The 17,360-nt window shown below is 53.3% G+C and carries 13 protein-coding genes; all 13 read left to right on the top strand.

Going from position 1 to position 17,360, the window contains the following annotated elements; all coding sequences use genetic code 11:
* The first annotated feature begins 919 nt into the window (after window positions 1-919).
* The 13 genes from secA (at window position 920) to OH144_RS20145 (ending at window position 17,157) form a co-directional block, all read left to right on the top strand.
* On the top strand, window positions 920-4,294 hold the full coding sequence (gene secA, locus OH144_RS20085; protein WP_266204034.1) for a preprotein translocase subunit SecA: 3,375 nt from the start codon (window positions 920-922) through the stop codon (window positions 4,292-4,294).
* A 113-nt stretch (window positions 4,295-4,407) separates the two neighbouring features.
* Window positions 4,408-5,070, top strand: coding sequence for a deoxyribose-phosphate aldolase (deoC, locus tag OH144_RS20090; RefSeq protein ID WP_266204035.1), 663 nt, complete (start codon window positions 4,408-4,410; stop codon window positions 5,068-5,070).
* A complete protein-coding gene (locus OH144_RS20095; RefSeq protein WP_266204036.1) occupies window positions 5,063-5,578 on the top strand; it encodes a sporulation protein in 516 nt (171 codons plus the stop codon). The genes deoC and OH144_RS20095 overlap by 8 nt, the downstream gene beginning before the upstream one ends.
* A 152-nt stretch (window positions 5,579-5,730) precedes the next feature.
* On the top strand, window positions 5,731-6,921 hold the full coding sequence (locus tag OH144_RS20100; protein WP_266204037.1) for a M20 metallopeptidase family protein: 1,191 nt from the start codon (window positions 5,731-5,733) through the stop codon (window positions 6,919-6,921).
* A gap of 29 nt (window positions 6,922-6,950) precedes the next feature.
* Window positions 6,951-7,745, top strand: a complete 795-nt coding sequence (locus OH144_RS20105) for a DUF2490 domain-containing protein (protein WP_266204038.1) — start codon at window positions 6,951-6,953, stop codon at window positions 7,743-7,745.
* Window positions 7,746-7,900: 155 nt separating this feature from the next.
* Complete coding sequence (locus OH144_RS20110; protein WP_266204039.1) at window positions 7,901-8,404, top strand: Hsp20/alpha crystallin family protein; 504 nt, start codon at window positions 7,901-7,903, stop codon at window positions 8,402-8,404.
* A gap of 177 nt (window positions 8,405-8,581) precedes the next feature.
* Window positions 8,582-10,075, top strand: coding sequence for a Do family serine endopeptidase (locus OH144_RS20115; protein WP_266204040.1), 1,494 nt, complete (start codon window positions 8,582-8,584; stop codon window positions 10,073-10,075).
* A 106-nt stretch (window positions 10,076-10,181) separates the two neighbouring features.
* Window positions 10,182-11,759: an L-piperidine-6-carboxylate dehydrogenase gene (gene amaB, locus OH144_RS20120; protein WP_266204041.1), complete on the top strand. Its 1,578-nt coding sequence runs from the start codon at window positions 10,182-10,184 to the stop codon at window positions 11,757-11,759.
* 613 nt (window positions 11,760-12,372) lie between these two features.
* The gene (locus tag OH144_RS20125) at window positions 12,373-12,930 is read left to right on the top strand and encodes an RNA polymerase sigma factor (RefSeq protein ID WP_266204042.1); all 558 of its coding nucleotides are present in this window, start codon (window positions 12,373-12,375) and stop codon (window positions 12,928-12,930) included.
* Window positions 12,931-12,971: 41 nt separating this feature from the next.
* On the top strand, window positions 12,972-13,625 hold the full coding sequence (locus OH144_RS20130; protein ID WP_266204043.1) for a hypothetical protein: 654 nt from the start codon (window positions 12,972-12,974) through the stop codon (window positions 13,623-13,625).
* Window positions 13,618-14,775, top strand: coding sequence for a DUF4097 family beta strand repeat-containing protein (locus OH144_RS20135; protein WP_266204044.1), 1,158 nt, complete (start codon window positions 13,618-13,620; stop codon window positions 14,773-14,775). Before OH144_RS20130 ends, OH144_RS20135 begins: the two co-directional genes overlap by 8 nt.
* A 111-nt stretch (window positions 14,776-14,886) precedes the next feature.
* Window positions 14,887-15,312 carry a RidA family protein gene (locus OH144_RS20140; RefSeq protein ID WP_266204045.1) on the top strand — a complete coding sequence of 142 codons (426 nt, stop codon included), beginning with the start codon at window positions 14,887-14,889 and terminating at the stop codon, window positions 15,310-15,312.
* A gap of 30 nt (window positions 15,313-15,342) precedes the next feature.
* Window positions 15,343-17,157 carry a MutS family DNA mismatch repair protein gene (locus tag OH144_RS20145; RefSeq protein ID WP_266204046.1) on the top strand — a complete coding sequence of 605 codons (1,815 nt, stop codon included), beginning with the start codon at window positions 15,343-15,345 and terminating at the stop codon, window positions 17,155-17,157.
* Window positions 17,158-17,360 lie beyond the last annotated feature (203 nt).

The following is a 17,360-nucleotide window of genomic DNA, read 5'->3' on the forward strand; positions in this document are numbered from 1 at the left end:
GGGCTATAGGCTGCCTCGGCGCCAACTACTTTCACCCCACCCAGCCCTCCCCTAAAAACAGGGGAGGGAGTTCTGGTAACGATTACACCCCTATTGACCTATGGTCGCAAGTTTCGAACTCTCGTTCTCACTTGTCCTCAAGGGGACAGTTGCAGGAGGCAGCGGCTATCGAATATGATCCCAGTCTTTCTGTTGAGCGCCTTGTGAGATCCGGTGCTCAACTTGTTGAGCAGCCGTAGCGCAGCGGAGGCAGGAGGGAACACAGCGCGATGCGGGAAGACGAGCCCTCTCGGGCTTGAGAGCAGAATGCATGAGATGAAACGGTAGGTATGTGGGAACTAGAGGATCAGCGGAAGTTAGCAAAGATAGCTTGGCTCAGGTTGCAGGAGGCAGCGGCCAGGAAAGTATAAGTCAGCAAGTATGAAATATGGCTTACGCGGACTAGGAAATCCGCAGCAGGCAGAGTTCCGGACAAGGATGTCCGGAACAGCAAGTATATAAGTATGGCTCTATGAGCCAGTCGGGTTGGAAACCCAACGAATAAAAAGACACGGGCTGCAAGCCCGCGCCAGCGGAAGTAAGTTATGAAAGTATAAAGTATAGCCAAAGTATAAAAAGGCACAAGCGGACCCTTGCGCCAGCAGGAGCTATGAAGTATAAACTGGCAAGTATAAAGTATAACCTCAGCTCCAAAACGAACTTCTGCCACACTGCCACATGTTACCTATTATGGCATAGCGAATTAGCCCCTGAAGAAGTAAATAGTAAAACCGCTATACCTTATCGGTAAATATGGCAGAAGGGCAAAGTGCCGTTTGTTCTGGTATTGTTTTAGTACAGAACATTAGAAATATCGGAAAAACAGCTATTTTTGACGATATTGCGAACAGAAGAATTCATTTAAGAACAACATATACAGATGTTTGATTTTTTCGGTAAAACCGTTGCAAAACTATTCGGCACCAAGTCTGACAGAGATATAAAGGAAGTACTACCCTATGTATCTAAAGTTAACGAGGAATACGCCAAGCTAACCACACTTACAGACGACGAGCTCCGTCAGAAGACCTTCGAGATAAAGGGCATTATTGATGAGCGCCTGAAGGCGATCGACGACAAGATCGCGGCGTTGCACAAGCGGGTGGCTGAAGAAACGGAGCTTAATATTGTGCAGAAGGAGAACATCTTTTCGGAAATTGACGAGCTGGAGAAGCAACGCAACAAAGACCTGGAAGTAGTGCTGATGGAGGTGCTGCCAACAGGTTTTGCCGTTGTAAAAGAAACCGCCCGCCGCTGGAAGGAGAATGGCCAGCTGGTGGTAACTGCCACCGACCACGACCACATGATCGCGGCCCGCAAGCCAAACGTGCAGATCGAGGGAGACAAAGCCACTTGGGCCAATAAATGGATGGCTGCCGGCAACGAGATTACCTGGGACATGCTGCACTACGACGTACAGCTGATAGGCGGTATCGTGCTGCACCGTGGCAAGATTGCCGAGATGGCCACAGGTGAGGGTAAAACGCTGGTGGCAACGCTGCCTGCCTACCTCAACGCCCTGGCCAAGCGCGGCGTGCATGTGGTAACCGTAAACGACTACCTGGCCAAACGTGACTCCGAGTGGATGGCGCCCTTGTTTGAGTTCCACGGCCTCACGATCGACTGTATCGACAAGCACCAGCCCAACTCAGAGGCCCGTCGCAACGCCTATAAAGCAGACATCACCTACGGCACGAACAACGAGTTCGGCTTCGATTACCTGCGCGACAACATGGCCCGCGAGCCACAGGACCTGGTGCAGCGCAAGCACCACTACGCCATGGTGGACGAAGTGGACTCCGTGTTGATCGATGATGCCCGTACGCCGCTGATTATTTCCGGCCCTGTGCCGCGAGGCGATGAGCACGAGTTTTACCAGCTGAAGCCACGCATCTCTATGCTGGTGGAGGCGCAGCGTAAGGTAGTGCAGAACTTCCTGACAGAGGCCAAGCGCCTGATCAAAGAAGGAAACACGCAGGACGGTGGCCTGGCCCTGTTCCGCGCCTACCGTGGTCTGCCGAAGAGCAAGCCGCTGATCAAGTTCCTGAGCGAGACGGGTAACCGGGCGATCATGCAGAAAACGGAGAACTTCTATCTGCAGGATAACTCACGCCAAATGCCGGAGGCCGACGAGCCGCTCTACTTTACCATCGATGAGAAGCATAACCAGATCGAACTCACCGAGAAAGGCATCGACCTGATCACAGGCCAGGGCGAGGATCCGAACTTCTTCATCATGCCGGACATCGGTACGGAGATCGCCGAGATTGAGCATAACAACGCGCTTTCGCATGAGGAGCAGCTGCATGCCAAAGAGAAACTGATCGCCGATTTCCAGGAGAAGTCGAAGCGTATCCACACCATCAACCAATTGCTGAAGGCTTATACGTTGTTCGAGAAGGATACGGAGTATATCGTAACGCCGGATAACAAGGTGAAGATAGTGGATGAGCAGACTGGCCGTGTGATGGAAGGCCGCCGCTACTCCGATGGCCTGCACCAAGCCATTGAGGCGAAAGAAAACGTGAAGGTAGAGGACGCCACACAAACCTACGCCACCGTTACGCTGCAGAACTACTTCCGCATGTACCACAAGCTAGCCGGTATGACGGGTACTGCCGAGACAGAGGCGGGTGAGTTCTGGGACATCTATAAACTGGACGTGGTGGTGATCCCAACCAACCGCCCAATATCAAGAAAAGATGAGCACGATAAGGTATATAAAACCGTTCGCGAGAAGTATAACGCTGTTGCCGACGAGATAGTGCAGCTCACAGAGCAAGGCCGTCCGGTGCTGGTAGGTACTACTTCGGTAGAGATCTCGGAGCTCCTGAGCCGCATGCTGAAGCTGCGCAACATCAAGCACCAGGTACTGAATGCTAAGATGCACCAGAAAGAGGCGGAGGTTGTAGCCGAAGCCGGTAAGCCTAGCACGGTAACCATTGCTACGAACATGGCCGGTCGTGGTACCGACATCAAGCTGACGCCGGAGTCTAAGGCTGCGGGTGGTCTGGCCATTATCGGTACGGAGCGCCACGAGTCCCGCCGCGTAGACCGCCAGTTGCGTGGCCGTGCCGGCCGCCAGGGAGACCCGGGCTCTTCCCAGTTCTTCGTGTCTCTTGAGGATAACCTAATGCGCCTGTTTGGCTCTGATAGAATTGCCCGCCTGATGGACCGTATGGGCCTGGAAGAAGGCGAGGTGATCCAGCACTCGATGATCACCAACTCCATTGAGCGTGCCCAGAAGAAAGTGGAGGAAAACAACTTTGGCATGCGTAAGCGCCTGCTGGAGTATGACGACGTGATGAACGCCCAGCGCGAAGTGGTGTACAAGCGCCGCAGAAACGCCCTGTACGGCGAGCGTCTGGAGCTGGACATCTGGAACATGATCTACGACATCAGCGAGGATGTGATCGTGAGCTACAAGAACACCAGCGATTACGAGAATTTCCAGCTGCACGTGCTGCGCGTGTTCGGCATTGAGTCCGCCATCACCGAAGAAGAGTTCAAGTCTTCACCGGCGAACCAGCTGGCAGAGCGCCTGTACAACGAGGCCCTGAACCATTACCTGAACCGCAACAAGCAAATAGGGGAACAGGCTTACCCGATCATCACAGACATCCACCAGAACCGCGGTCCGATGATCGAGAACATAGCCGTGCCGTTTACAGATGGCAAGCGCCAGCTGGCTGCCGTGGCGAACCTGACCAAGGCCTACGAGACGCATGGCTTGGAGCTGATCCGTTCCATGGAGAAGATCATCACGCTGGGCACTATCGACCAGGCCTGGACCGACCACCTGCGTGAGATGGATAACCTGAAGCAGAGTGTGCAGAACGCCGTGTACGAGCAGAAAGACCCACTGTTGATTTACAAGTTCGAGTCGTTTGAGTTGTTTAAGCGCATGATCGGAAAAGTGAACGAGCAGACAATTGAATTCCTGTTCCGTGCGTTTATACCTGTGCAGGCGCCACAGCAGATGCAGCAGCCGATAAAGCCGCCGATGGCTCCTAAGCCGCCGGTACTAAAGGAGCAGAAGCAGGAGGTGCATTCCTCTCTGGAGGATGAAGCTGGCCATACTTCGGCGCCAGCAGCCGAGCCGGAGCGCATTATGCCGGCCCACTCCCAGAAGGTAGCCGGGCGTAACGAGCGCGTAAGCGTGCAGTATACCGATGGCCGTGTGCTGAAGGACGTGAAGTTTAAGAGTGTGGAAGACGATCTGCATAATAACCGCTGCGTACTTATAGAAGATTAAAAGAATACGGCAGCCACTAAGTATACTTAGTGGCTGCTTCATGTTTGTTCTGGGCAGAGGATGTAGGAGAAAGTTTACTTTCCTCTTATGTCCTTTGTCTTTTATCCAACGTTATGGCAGGAGAAGACATCGCTTCTTATATAGACCACACGCTGCTGCGCCCCGAGGCTACCGCAGACCAGGTAATGCAGCTCTGCGACGAGGCTCGCAGCTATGGCTTCGCGGCCGTTTGCGTACCGCCCTGCTACGTGCAGCAGGCCAAAGAGCGGCTGGGCGTGGGCACGCTGGTTAAGATCGCCACCGTGGTTGGCTTTCCGCTGGGCTACCAGCACCCCAAGGTGAAGTTCCTGGAAACGCACCAGGCCATAGAGGACGGCGCCAACGAGATAGACGTGGTGATGAACATCTCCTACTTTAAGTCGGGCAAGTATAAGGAGGTGGAGAACGAGCTGAGTGATTTAGCCAAGTTCTGCCACCTAAAGGAGGCAGAGCTGAAGGTAATCATCGAAACCGCCCTACTAACGGAGGAGGAGATCGTGAAAGCCTGCAGCATCTGTACCAGTGCCGGCGTGGACTTCGTGAAAACCTCCACGGGCTTTGCCTCCAAGGGGGCTACCGTAGAGCACATCAAGCTGATGCGCCGCGTGCTGCCCAGCAAAATGAAGATAAAGGCAGCCGGCGGTGTACGGACAAAAGCAGAAGCAGAAGCATTCATAAAGGCTGGCGCCGACAGGTTAGGCTGCTCGGCCAGCATTCAAATAGTTTCCCATGAATAGAATTCTTAGTTTTTCGCTCGTTTTGCTCCTTGTGGCGGGCTCGTCCTGCGCCCCCTCCAAAGGTGGTGGCCGCGTGGGCAGCGAGGCAAAAGTAGGCACAGGTAAGTCAGAGCGAGTGATGGAGGACCTGAGCCAGTACCGCCCAAGGTATGAGGTGGCAGAGCCGGGGCCGGTGGCCCGCATAGAGCCTACAAAGCATAACAACGACCAGGTAGCGGTGCTGATGGATACTGTGGCCAGTGTGAACAAGAACATCAAGTATGCGCAGGGCTACCGCATTCTGGCCTACAACGGGTCGCAGCGCCAGACGGTGATGGACCTGCGCAAGGCCATTATCTCCAGGGTGCCCGATGTGCAGGATTACCTCACGTACCAGCAACCCAATTTCCGCCTGGTAGTGGGCGATTTCTTTAGCCGGGTGGAGGCGCAGCAGGTGCTCAACCAAATCTCAGACCTGATCCCGAATGCGCAGATCGTGCCGGATAAGATCAACCTCCGTAAGAACTAGGGGGCGTAAGGCAAAAGGCTTTAAAAGCGTTGTGGCGGAAATGCTGCAACGCTTTTTATGTTTGATGCCATAAAGTATAATTGTTACCTTGTTTTACAGTTATTGTGTGCCAGGCCAATGTATAAACAGCCTGCTTTTCAGAAATAAGTACCATGCCGATATCCATAGACAGTATAAAGAAACTTGCCAATGCCTATGCGCCGGAAACGGTGCAGGTGCGCCGCCACATCCATGCCAACCCCGAGCTCTCGTTTGAGGAGCACAACACCGCCGCCTATGTAGAGCAGCTGCTGGCGCAGTACGGCATAGAGGCCCAGCGTATGGCCAACACCGGGGTAGTAGCCCTAATAAAAGGCCGCAACCCCGAAAAGAAAACCGTTGCCCTGCGCGCCGACATGGATGCCCTGCCGATAGTGGAGGCGAACGAGGTGGCGTATAAGTCGAAGAACGAAGGCGTGATGCATGCCTGCGGCCACGATGTGCACACGGCCTCGGTGCTGGGCACGGCGCGTATATTGCAGGAGCTGCGCAGTGAATTTGAGGGGACGGTGAAGCTAATCTTCCAGCCGGGGGAGGAGAAATTTCCGGGAGGCGCTTCCATTCTGATTAAAGAAGGCGTGCTGCAGAACCCAGCCCCTGAAAGTATCATCGGCCAGCACGTGTTTCCGCTGTTGCCTGCCGGCAAGGTGGGCTTTAAGTCTGGTATGTACATGGCCAGTGCCGACGAGATCTACATCACGGTAAAAGGAAAGGGAGGACATGCAGCCTTGCCAGAGATGAACGTTGACCCGGTGCTGATCTCAGCGCACCTGCTAGTGGCGCTGCAGCAGATCGTGAGCCGCCATGCCAGCCCGAAAGTGCCGACGGTGCTCTCCTTTGGCAAGGTGGAGGCCAAAGGTGCTACCAACGTTATCCCGAACGAGGTGAAGCTGGAGGGCACTTTCCGGACCATGAACGAGGCGTGGCGCCGGGAGGCACACCAGAAAATAAAGAAGCTGGCCGAGAGCCTCTGCGAAAGTATGGGCGGTAGCTGCGACATCGACATTAAGTTCGGTTATCCCTTCCTGCAAAACGACCCGGAGGTAACAAGGATAGCCCGTGCAGCCGCAGAGGCATACTTGGGCGCCGAGAACGTGGTGGATCTGGACCTGTGGATGGGGGCCGAGGATTTTGCCTACTACACCCAGCAGGTACCGGCCTGCTTCTACCGCCTCGGCACCCGCAACGAGAAGCGGGGCATTACCTCCGGCGTACACACGCCAACCTTTGATGTGGAGGAGGCAGCCCTGGAAACAGGCATCGGCCTGATGGCATGGGTGGCGCTGCAGGAGCTGGAGGGATGATGCCCTACAAGAGGACTTAATGAACACGTATGAAAAAACTATACTTTCTGGTGCTGCTTCTCCTGCCCGTACTGGCGCAGGCACAGAGCAAAGTGACTGCCCCCACCTCCATCTGGCCGGAACTGCAGGTAAGTTATGGCCTGGGCGAAGAGGGACTGCTGTTTCTTCGCAACGGCTACCGTATCAATACCGACAGCGATTTTAACGACCTGAAGGATTCCGGCATCCTGAGCAGTTTTGAGCGGGTGGAACTGAGCCTGGGCTATGAGCATACTTTATCAGATCATTGGCGGGGAGGGGCCATGCTTCGCTATGCCGCCGAGGACTTCCCGAAAACCATGTTCTATTCGTTGTTCCTGCGCCACAACGGGCAGGTGAAGGGTTTATACTTTAACAAGCAGCTGCTATTTGAGTATGTGGATCAGGAGAGCCAGGACGCGTCCGGCCGCTTCCGGTTGTCGGCGGAGCTGGGCAAGCGCCTGCCGTTGGGCAGCACATTTATCACCCCAAGTATACGTTACGAAGCCATGCTGCGCTCCAGCCTGGGCAAAGAGAAGGAGGGCAACATACAGCAACGCACGATCGACCGCACGCGCCTGCGCCTCAGCCTCAACTATGAGCTGACGGAGAAGCTGCGCCTCAACCCATACTTCATGCGCCAGACGGACTACTACTACGTGCTCATCCCGCCAGTGTACAGTGAGCTGGGGCAGCTGCAGGAGGAAGGCTATACCACTAAGCGCAACCGCATCACCCCGGTGGTGGGCCTGGAGTTGAAGTATACCCTAAGCCGAACCCCCGACACTGCCAGTATTACTTACTAAAGGAAAGCGTAACTGTAAAATAGTCAGTGTTTTACCTCGTATTTATGTTTTTAAAATGACATTATTTCATGTTTTTGCATGATAATTCGATTGGTATGCTTTTTCCTGTATTCTTTTTGAAAATGAGTTTCAGGACTTAAAAAAAGGAGGTAAAAATGGCACTTACAAGATACAGCGGCATGCAGGAGAACATGCCGAATACGTTCAGCGCGATGTTGGACAGGTTCTTTAACGAGTCTGTCAACTCCAGGGGCTTCTCAGGTTTTACCCCACATGTGGATGCCTGTGAGACAGAGCACGGCTATGAGATTGAGGCTGCCTTGCCGGGTGTGAAGAAAGAGGATATCTCCATTGACTTTCAGGAAGGAAGGCTAACGATCACCGGTGAGCGCAAACTCGAGAAGAACGAGGAGAATCGCCGCTATCACATGCTGGAAACCCAGTATGGCGCCTTCAGCAGGACCTTCTATCTGCCAGATAACGTGAACCCGGATAAGATCTCAGCCGAGTTCAGGGATGGTATTTTGTTGGTGAACGTACCAAAGGATGAGAAGAAGACAATGAAGCGCCAGATCAACATCGCATCCGGAGAGACCAGAGAAGTAAAATCTGAGAAGAAAAAAGAAAAAACACTCTCAGAGAATGGTGCGACTAAATAAAGAGCATGTATAAACTTAAAAAGAGGCCATCAAAATTGGCCTCTTTTTTGTTTATCAAGAGAAGTGCACGAAATATCTATCAGGTAGTAACATACTACCGTATAAAGCTATGGCGTTCATAATAAGGGGATATATCCCATTCAAGATATTATATATAGTAAAGTTTAAAATCACCATATGAAGACGAAACAGTTTATACTTGGCGTTGCGCTCTCGGCTGTAGTAGGCGGTGGCGTGGCTGTTGGAAGCTACAAACTGCTGGAGGATGATCATAACGTTGTTCAGACAGAGCAGCAGTACCCCACTGTCCGCTACACCAGCGACATGCGCAGCAGCAACGTGGTAGTGCCGGAAGGCCTTAATTTTATAAAAGCCGCGCAGGTGTCCACACCCGCTGTCGTGCATGTTATGACGGAGTACAGCGTGCGCTCCTCCGACCGCTACAGCAGCCCCATGGATCCGTTCCTGCGTGAGTTCTTTGGCGATGGCTTTGGCCGGAGCGTGCCGCGTGGCCCGCAGGTGGGCTCGGGCTCCGGGGTTATTGTGGCCTCTAACGGTTATATTGTGACCAACAACCACGTGATCGACAGAGCCGATAAGATAGAGGTGGTGCTGGACGATAAGCGCAAGTTTGAGGCTACGCTTGTGGGCTCCGACCCAACCACCGACATCGCGCTGTTAAAGATCAACTCCGAGAACCTGCCAACCGTCCGCTACGGGAACTCCGATGACCTGCAGGTAGGCGAGTGGGTGCTGGCCGTGGGTAACCCCATGAACCTGACCTCTACCGTTACAGCCGGTATCGTAAGTGCCAAAGGACGTAACATCAACATCCTGCGCACCAGCGCCACCCAGGATATGAGCATCGAGTCGTTCATTCAGACGGATGCTGCCGTGAACCCGGGCAACTCAGGTGGTGCCTTGGTAAACCTGAACGGTGACCTGGTAGGTATCAACACTGCCATCGCCTCACAAACAGGCTCTTTTGCCGGTTACTCTTTTGCCGTTCCGTCGGCTATTGTGAGCAAGGTGGTAGATGACCTGCTCAAGTATGGCGAAGTGCAACGCGCGCTGCTAGGAGCTTCTATCCAGGAGATTGACGCGGCCTTTGCGAAAGAAAAAGGTATCAAAACCCTGAATGGGGTGTACGTGGCGGCAGTGCAGGAAAGAAGCGGTGCCGAGGAGGCTGGCCTGAAGGCCGGTGACGTGATTACAGCCGTAAACGATGTGAAAGTGGGTAAGTCGTCCCAGCTGCTGGAGCAGATTGCCCGCTACCGCCCAGGCGATAAGGTGAAAATTGCCTACCTCCGGGACGGAAAGAGCAAAACTGCCAATGTGACGCTCAAGAACCTGGACAACAGCACCGAGCTGGTGAAGCGTAGCAACGCCAAGTCTGTTACGTTTGATGGGGCTACCTTTGAGCCGGTAACACGGCAGGAGATGAGCAAACTGGGTATTACGGGGGGAGCCAAGATCAAAGATGTGGCCGACAGCAAATTCCGCGACACAGGTATGAAGGATGGCTTCATCATTACCCGCATCGACAAGTATGAAGTGAACGAGCCAGCCGACGTGGAGAAGCACCTGAAGAATTTTGACAGTGGTGTGGTGTACATTGAGGGTGTCTATCCGGATGGCCTGAAGGCATACTACCCGATCGGGAAAGGTTAACAAACCCTAGCGAATAACAGAGAAAGCTTCTGCAGCCTTGCAGAAGCTTTTTTATTTTTTAGCTTTGTATAAGAGCATGTTAAAAGAGATTTAAAGCGATAAAACCATGAAGCAAACCATAGACGCAGCACCACTGGTAAAGGAGATTTCCGACGTACTGCACCAACTGGGCATTAAAGAAGTGAACCCGGCCTATAGCACCGGCCTTTCGTGGGGCGGCCACGAAGGGCGTACTACCCGCACCATCAACTCACCGGCAGACGGCAACACCATTGCCACCGTGAACATGGCTACCGCCGAAGATTACGACAAGGTGGTGGTGCAGGCCGAGGAAGCTTTTAAAGTATGGCGCAAGGTGCCCGCCCCGAAGCGCGGCGAGGTAGTGCGCCAGATCGGCGATAAGCTGCGCCAGCACAAAGAAGCACTGGGTAAGCTGGTGAGCTACGAAATGGGCAAAATATACCAGGAAGGCCTGGGCGAGGTGCAGGAGATGATCGACATCTGCGACTTTGCCGTTGGCCTCTCACGCCAGCTGCACGGCTACACGATGCACTCGGAGCGACCGCAGCACCGCATGTACGAGCAGTACCACCCGCTGGGCATCGTGGGTGTGATCTCAGCTTTCAACTTCCCGGTGGCGGTTTGGAGCTGGAACGCGATGCTGGCTGCCGTTTGCGGCGATGTGGTGATCTGGAAGCCATCAGAGAAAACGCCGCTGACGGGCGTGGCCTGCCAGCATATCATCAAGGAGGTACTGGCTGAGAACGAGCTGCCGGAGGGAATCTTTAACCTGATCATCGGCGATGCCGAGATCGGCAGCCTGATGAGCCACGACAAGCGCGTGCCGTTGGTATCGGCTACGGGCTCTACACGCATGGGCAAGAAGGTAGGCGAGGCCGTTGGTGCCCGTCTGGGTAAATCCCTGCTGGAGCTGGGCGGTAACAACGCCATTATACTTACCGAGAGTGCTGACATGGAAATGGCCCTGCGCGCTATCGTGTTCGGTGCCGTGGGTACCTGCGGACAACGCTGTACCTCCACCCGTCGCCTCATCATTCATGAGAACATCTACGAGCAGGTAAAAGAGCGCTTGCTGAAAGTATACCCGAATCTGCCTATCGGTCATCCGCTGGACAGCACGACGCTGGTGGGCCCACTTATCGACAAAGATGCCGTTGACGCTTTTACCAGTGCGCTGGAGAAGGTGCAGCAGGAGGGAGGCACCCTGCTGACGGGTGGCGACATCCTGAGCGGCGAAGGCTATGAAACCGGCACCTATGTGAAACCAGCCATCGTGGAGGCCGAAAACCACTATGAGATGGTGCAGGAAGAGACATTTGCCCCGATCTTATACCTGATCAAGTATAGCGGCGATGTGGAGAATGCCATTGAGTTGCAGAACGGCGTGCGCCAGGGCCTGTCCTCGGCTATCTTCTCTACTAACCTGCTCGAGACCGAGGCCTTCCTGGGCCACTGGGGTTCTGACTGCGGCATTGCCAACGTGAACATCGGTACATCGGGTGCCGAGATCGGCGGTGCCTTTGGTGGCGAGAAAGACACAGGTGGTGGCCGTGAGTCGGGTTCCGATGCCTGGAGAATATACATGCGCCGCCAGACCAATACCATCAACTACAGCCGTGAGCTGCCGCTCGCACAAGGCATCCGGTTCGACATCATGGACTAAGGCAAAGGCACAAACCTTGCAGCTCCTGCGAGCGTTTTGTTAGCTACAAGTATAAAACGCCAGCTCTACCATGGGGCTGGCGTTTTTTATGCACGCCTGTGGATAAGGTAAGTTTGTGTCAGCGGCAGGGGATTCTATACAACTCCTACCCATTTATACTTCTGTAATCTCACTTGTTTTACACAAATTTCCCGGAATTGCTTCTTGTCATGCTATGTTTACCCATACTTATACTTTATAGCGCTCTCCTCTAGAAAGGTGTGAACCTTACTTATCCACAATTGTGGACAAGCCGCCTGTGGATATGTGGATAACCTGTGCCTATACTTGCCTAGAGGCAGTTGGGAGAGCTTCCTAAGAAGCAACCTTTTCCTATGTTATCGCACCTTTTAAAGTATAACATGAAGAAGATGAAGATGATAAGGCGTTTTAGCTTTTCCACACAGGGCTGTGGATAATGTGGATAAAGAAGCCTAACGAAAAAAATCTGAAAATATTTGTAACCTATATGCAACTTCGGATAGATAAGCATGTCTTTAGGGCAGAGATTAGGAAAGGCGGATGGGAAGACACTAAGGTGAGTGAGTGCGATTAACCGGTTAAGCATTAAACTTTGGAAAAAATTGGCTACCAGGATGTGAACCAGCAGGTGGTGCAGCGCTGCAAAAGCGGTGAACACCGGGCGCAGTATGAACTGTACAAACTCTACTCCAAAGCTATGTTTAACGTGAGCATGCGCATCACCAACGATTACGCCGAGGCCGAGGATGTGCTGCAGGAGGCTTTTCTGAGTGCCTTCAGGAACATGCACCACTATAAGGGCGAGGCGAGCTTCGGCAGTTGGCTGAAGAAGATCGTGATCAACGCGGCCATCAACGCGGTGCGCAAACGTCGCTCGGAACTGGTGCCGATGGATGACCGCACCGTGGCCGAGGTGCCGGATGAGGTAACGGAGGACGACTCGGAGTGGCAGGTGGAGCAGGTGCGGCGTGCCATCCAGAAGCTACCCGATGGTTATCGGGTGGTGCTGAGTTTATACTTGCTGGAGGGATACGACCATGCTGAGATAGGCGAGGTGCTGGGCATCTCGGAGTCTACCTCTAAATCGCAGTACAGCAGGGCACGCAAAAAGCTATTGGAGATAATGAAGGAGCCGCAGTTTATGGCATAAGTGAAAGTATAAGATTGGCTGAACTATGACAGAAATTTACCATGAAAGATAGATTAGAAAAGTTTGTACAGAATAACCGGGAGGAGTTCGACGTGTTCGAGCCTCGGCCGGAACTGTGGCAGCACATATGCCAGGAGCTGCCCCAAAAATCACCCGAAAAAGAGACCAAAGTTATTAAGTTCAACTTTGGCGAGCGCGCCAGCTTCAGTGCAGATTTCTTCTTTATGCGCGTGGCGGCGGCCATTGTATTGCTGCTGGGTTGCGGCCTCACCATCTTCCTGATGAAGCAGCAGACCCCTGATACCGCCAACACGTTGGCATCCACACAAAGTATAAATGCCCCTGCTTCTGACGTAAGCACTATTGCGCCGGAGCTACCAGAAATCGAGGCCTACTATGCCAGCCAGATAGAAGCCAAGAAATCGGAGCTGAGCGAGTATGACCTGAAAGTGCTGGGCCTGGACGAGCAGCAGGTGATAGACCAAGAACTGGCCCGCCTCGACAGCAGCTATGTCTCCCTCAAAAACCAACTCTATACTTCTCCCAATACCAATGAGATAGTAGGTGCCCTGATCCAGAACCTGCAGATACGGATCAAGGTGCTGAATCGTCAGCTGGAAGTACTCCAGAAACTGGAGCCAAACAAACAACAACCTATTCAAGAACCACAAAACGATGATACCACAAATGTATAACGCTCTACGCCTTATGCTGGTGCTGCTACTGGCACCTATGCTGGCCATGGCACAGGCCAAAGACAGCGCGCCTTGTCCGGATGTAACAGTGGACCTGTCCGGACTACGTGTGCTGGAAGATATGAAGCTGGAGAACCTGGCTGACCTGAAGGAGCTGAAGAGCCTGGCCGCGCTGGAAAGCCTGTCGGAACTGAAGCACCTGGCAGAGATGAAACACCTGGTAATAATTGACCAGACCGGAAACATGGGTGCAGAAGCTGCTTTTGATGCCGAGAAGCGCAAAACCATCGACAAGACCTTTAAGGTGAGTAGCAAAGATGCCCTGAACATCGAGAACCAGTGGGGCAAAGTGCACGTGAACACCTGGGACAAGAATGAAATCAGGGTAAAGGTGGATGTAATTGCCCGCGCTGCCACCGAGGATAGAGCCCAGATGATGCTGGACAACGTTACTATCAAGGAAAGCCGCGAAGGCAGTACCTACTCTTTCCGCACCGAGAAGAGCCCGATGCGCATCAACGGGCACAACAACAACAGAAGCCTGGAGATAAACTATACCATCTACATGCCAGCCGAGAATGCCCTTGCCGTAAAGAACAAATTCGGCGATGTGTACCTGGCCTCTATGAAAGGTAAGGTGGATGTAGACATGCAGTACGGAAACCTGAAATGCGACCGATTGGCAAACTCCAGCAACAACGTAAAACTGACGTACGGCTCTGGGAACTGTGCCTATATTAACGGCGGTGTTATTAGTGTGGCTTATGCAGACATGAAAGTGGAGGAAGCCGGCGGCCTGCAAGGTTCTTCTCAGTATGGTGACTTTAGTGTGGGCAGCCTACAGGAGACAATGGACATGAAGGTACAGTACGGCTCTTTCCGGATCGACAACATCAGCAACAACATCCGCAAGATATCCCTGGATAGCGGATTCACCCCGCTTAACCTGAACTTCGCGGACAACACGAACTTCAACTTCGATGTGAATGTGCAGTTCGGCAACTTTAACGTTGATAAGTCGTTGGTTACAATAACATCGCTCGAAAAGGACTATACCTCAGCCGAATACAAAGGCAGGTTCGGTGGCCCGTCGCCGCAAGGGATGGTAAGCATCACCTCCAGGTATGGCGATGTGAAGTTCACAAAGTAATAAAAAGCATTTATAATAGTTTGTTTAAGGTGATGGAAGAGCTGGCAACCGCCGGCTCTTCCTGTTTTGGGGCGTACCTGAGAATCACTCTTTATTTATGTATATTTGGCTATGGCAACTAACAAAGAGCTACTCAACTCGAGTAAGGCACCGGAGCCGGTGGGCCTGTACCCGCACGCGCGGCGCGTAGGCAACCTGCTGTTTCTGTCGGGCGTGGGGCCACGGGAGCGCGGCACCAAGAAGATACCCGGCGTGGAGCTGGACGAGCAGGGCAACATCCTGCGCTACGACATAGAGGCGCAGTGCCGCTCGGTGTTTCAGAACGTGCGCTACATTCTGGAGGACGCCGGTTCCAGCTGGGAGAGCCTGGTGGACGTGACGGTTTTCCTGACGAACATGAAGGATGACTTTGCCACTTACAACCGCCTGTATGCCGAGTATTTTAAGGACAACCAGCCGTGCCGCACCACCGTGGAGGTAAACAAGCTGCCCACGCCCATTGCCATCGAACTGAAGTGTATCGCTATGATTGACTAAGAAGTATAGGTAGCGTTAAAAAGTATATTTGTGAGCGAAAACAGAGAAAGTTTATACTTAGACAGGGCTTCGGCCTTTGCCGGACAGGAAAAAAAAGCGGCCGCTACCTCCAGTGCCGTTTCGTGGCTGCGGGTGGGCGTGTTTGTGGCCGGTGCTGTGCTGGCGTATCTTCTCTTTAAGAGCGGTAACAACAACGCCGGTGCCCTGGCCATACTTGGCTTCTACTCCCTTTTTATACTTGTAATGCGCTGGCACAGTCGCCTAAACTTTCGGTATCAGCAACTGCGCCTGCTGCGGCAGGTAAACGAGCAGGAGGTGGAGCGGCTGCAGGGCAAGCTAAGCAAGTTCGACGGCGGTCAGGAATTCGTGGATGATCACCACCCTTATACTTCTGATCTTGACATTTTTGGGCAAAGTTCGCTTTTCCAGCTGCTCAATCGCTCCGTTACCAGCATTGGCAAGTATAAACTGGCCCTGTGGCTGCGCAAGGCCGCATTACCGGAGCAGGTGCTGCGGCGGCAGGAGGCTGTTTCCGAATTGGCCTCGCCTTTAAGGCTGGAGTGGCTGCAGGAATTCCTGGCGCTGCCCATGCACTACAAACACGATGCGGAGTCGGCCGCAGGATTTATCCATTGGTTTAAGAACAAGGCCTTTTTCCGGCAGCATGGCTGGCTGAAACCGCTGTTGTTTATACTTCCGGTACTTACGCTGGCGGCCATTGCGGCTTGGTTTTATGGCTTTACCGGTTGGATAGCAGTCGGCTTGCTGCTGGTGCAGTTCTTTCTGGCTTACAAGTTCCGGGTGGAGCGCGACGAGTATTACGAAAAGAGCATCGGCATTTACGAGGCTATGCGCAGCTACACCAAACAGCTACAGCACCTGGAGCAGCACCAGTTCAGCTCGCCTGTACTTCAGGAAATGCAGCAGAAGCTAATCAAATCCGGCACCAGGTCCTCGGTAAGTATAAACAGGCTCGCCAACATCATCGATTTCTTTTCCTGGCGCCTGAGCACCCTGATGGCTTTTTTCCTAAACAACATCTTGCTGTGGGATTTTGTGTGGATGTACCGCCTGGAGAGCTGGAAGGAACAGCACCTGCAGCAGCTGGAGCAGAGCCTGGAGGTATTGGCGGAGTTTGAGGCGCTGGCAAGTATGGCAGCCTTTCAGCACGCGCACCCGCACTTCGCCGTGCCGCGCCTCAGCCAGTCGCCTTTCCTTTACCAGGCCTCGGCGCTGGCGCACCCGCTCATCTTCTCGGTTAAGCCTGTTGCCAACGATTTCGAGATGCAGGGGATTGGCCATACCATCGTCATCACGGGCTCCAACATGTCGGGCAAGACTACTTTTTTGCGAACGGTAGGCATTAACATGGTACTGGCGCTGATGGGCGCTCCGGTGTGTGCCAAAAGTATGACCGTGGCCCCGGCGCAAGTATACACAGCCATGCGTACCGCCGATAATTTGTCTGAGAACACCTCCTCTTTCTACGCCGAACTCAAGCGCCTGCGCGTGCTGCTGGAGCTGACGGAGCAGGGGCAGCCGGTTTTCTACCTCCTCGACGAGATCCTGAAGGGCACCAACTCCCGCGACCGTCACATCGGGGCCATGTCGCTGATACGGCAGCTGCACAAACGCAACGCCTCCGGCCTCATCTCCACCCACGACCTGGAGCTGGGCGCGATGGAACAGGAACTGCGGGGCAGCGTAGAAAACTACAGCTTCAACAGCGACATCATCGGCAACGAGATCAACTTCGACTATAAACTGACGCCCGGCCTCTGTCGCAGCTTTAACGCCAGTAAATTGATGCAGCTGATGGGCATTGAAATTGAGGAAGAAGCCTGATTGTATGACATAGGAATTTTAGAAAAAGGACAAAAGACTACACTGCAAATTCCCATACTCGGAAGGGCAGGTTAAGTCTGTGCTTTTCTGTTCTGTCATCCTGAAAGGATCATGTGAGCCAGTAGTGATAGCTTTTCACCCATCCAAGAAGATTCTTAACAGAATGACAAAATCTGTTACATTAGATACTTTAACCAATTCAC

It is taken from the genome of Pontibacter kalidii (genome assembly GCF_026278245.1).
GTDB classification, from domain to species: Bacteria; Bacteroidota; Bacteroidia; order Cytophagales; family Hymenobacteraceae; genus Pontibacter; species Pontibacter kalidii.